Source organism: Bifidobacterium sp. POST2/T3 (B1), assembly GCF_058197115.1.
This window is the reverse complement of record NZ_JBVPQK010000415.1, coordinates 1-2,242: the sequence shown is the minus strand read 5'-3', so window position 1 is coordinate 2,242 and position 2,242 is coordinate 1. Positions and strand designations below refer to the sequence as shown.

2 protein-coding genes are annotated in these 2,242 nt (G+C 56.2%); one reads left to right on the top strand and one right to left on the bottom strand.

What is annotated here, in order from left to right; genetic code table 11:
- Positions 1-1,401 (top strand): NCS2 family permease, encoded by a 1,401-nt coding sequence (locus tag AC0AP0_RS12305; protein WP_046322514.1) that lies wholly within the window; start codon positions 1-3, stop codon positions 1,399-1,401.
- Between the two features lie 703 nt (positions 1,402-2,104).
- On the opposite strand, the gene AC0AP0_RS12300 is transcribed toward AC0AP0_RS12305, so the two are convergent.
- On the bottom strand, positions 2,105-2,236 hold the full coding sequence (locus AC0AP0_RS12300) for an aggregation-promoting factor C-terminal-like domain-containing protein (protein ID WP_490430690.1): 132 nt from the start codon (positions 2,234-2,236) through the stop codon (positions 2,105-2,107).
- Positions 2,237-2,242: the final 6 nt, after the last annotated feature.

Here is a 2,242-nt window from a genome sequence, read left to right as displayed (position 1 = left end):
ATGCATAAGCTATTTCGGCTTTCGGATAATAATACCACAGTCTCTACGGAAGTGGTAGCAGGCATCACCACCTTCTTTGCCATGGCCTACATCATTGTGGTGAATCCTTCGGTGCTTTCCACGGCGGGCATGCCCTGGGGTGCCGTCTTTCTCGCCACATTGATCGCTGCGATCATCGGCACCCTGATCATGGGACTGGTGGCCAACGTGCCCTACGGCGTGGCGCCAGGAGTCGGGCTGGATGCCTTCTTCACCTTCACCGTGGTCAAGGGGCTGGGCTTCACCTGGCAGCAGACCATGTGCATGGTCTTCCTGTGCGGCCTGATCAACATCCTGGTCACGGCCACCAAGCTGCGCAAGATGATCATCCAGGCCATTCCGCCCCTGCTTCAGCACGCCATCGGCGGCGGCATCGGCGTCTTCATCGCCTATGTGGGTCTGCTCAATGTGGGCATCATCAAGTTCACACCCGACAAGACCTCGGCAGCAGGTGCCAACCCTGGACTGACCACCTTCAACACACCAGGAGTCATCCTCTTCGTCATTGGCTTGTTGCTGACCGTCTTCCTCCTGATCTTCAAGTTCAAGGGTCATTTGGGCTTCATCAACAAAGGTGCCTTTGTCATCGCCATCATCGCGGTCACGCTGCTGGGCATTCCCATGGGGGTCACCAGCATGGCCAAGTCAGTCGATCTGGGCCAGGCCTGGTCACAGCTGCCGCAGACCTTTCTGGCCATTTTCAGTCCGGAGGGCTTTCCTGCTCTCTTCTCTGACCCGGCCAAGTTGCCAGTGGTTCTGGTGACCATCTTCGCCTTCTCCCTGTCGGACACCTTCGACACCATCGGTACCTTTGTGGGCACCGGCCGGCGCTCAGGCATCTTCTCCGCCGAAGACGAGCAGGCTCTGGAAACCGGTCGTGGTTTCAGCTCCAAGATGGACAAGGCCCTGTTCGCCGATGCCACCGCAACCTCCATCGGCGCCCTCTTCGGCACCTCCAACACCACTACCTATGTGGAGTCTGCAGCGGGCATTGCAGCTGGTGGCCGAACCGGACTGACCTCGGTGGTCATCGCCGCCTGCTTTGCGCTCAGTGCCGTCTTCGCCCCCTTGATTTCGGCTGTGCCATCGGCGGCCACCGCACCCGTCCTGGTCATTGTGGGTTGCATGATGATGAGCTCCTTCGCTGAGATCGAGTGGGGCGAGCTGTCTGAGGCCATTCCGGCCTTCTTCACGGCCATCTTCATGGGCTTCGCCTACTCCATCTCCTATGGCGTGGCTGCCGGTTTCATCACCTACTGCCTGACCATGGTCTGCAAGCGCAAGGGCAAGGAGGTCCACCCCATCATCTGGGCGGTCTCGGCCCTCTTCATCCTGGACTTCGTTCTCCAGGCCGTGCTCTAGAACAGAAATTCAGCCTATCATCTGTCCCGATTGTGTAGGTTGTGATCTTAGCGATCTGCAGACTGGGAAGGCTGATAGGGAAAGCTAGACATGAGACCACAGTGAAGCTCCGCCACGTGTGTAGTGGCGGAGCTTCACTTGTTCATGCTCTGATGAGAAGTGATTTTCCAAGAAGGTGTCCCTGAATCTGCTTCTGTGGGTCAGCTCTCGTTTCGATCGACCATCTTTGCTTAGTGTTTCAACGTGCTGTCGACTGGCCATCAGACCGGTGGCTGCATGTGGCGATTCCGACATGAAAGATCAAACGACGATGCTTAAGTGAATTATGAGTGCAATAGTCTCGTCGCTGGGTTCTAGAGCCTTATCATGCTTCCATGAGATGTCTACAGTCGTGAGGTCCATGAAGTCGTTGTCTTGCTAGTAGAGAGACAGCTGGTTCCAATGGGTCATCGGGCACCGTGGAAAGATGAAATGCTTCGTTTAATCGGGGAGAGACACTGGGTCAGGGGAGCAAACCGTCGATGCACCATACGCTGATCCTTGGTCCTTGTCGACCATCCTCTTGGTCTTAGATTCAGTAAATCTGGAGAAGATGATCAAAACGGCCTGATTATTCTGGATCATTATTGGTTCGTGTAAAAAATCCCCGGCAGACTGGTGGAAGTCTGCCGGGGATTCTTGGTTTAGGCCGTGTGAAAACGGATCAGTACCAGTTGGCCGCCTGGGATTGAGCCCAAGCACCACAGGGAGTCCCATAACGGCCCTGGATATAGCCCAGGCCCCAAACAATCTGGGTATGAGCATCAGTCTGCCAGTTGGGACCGGCCGAGGCCATCTTGCT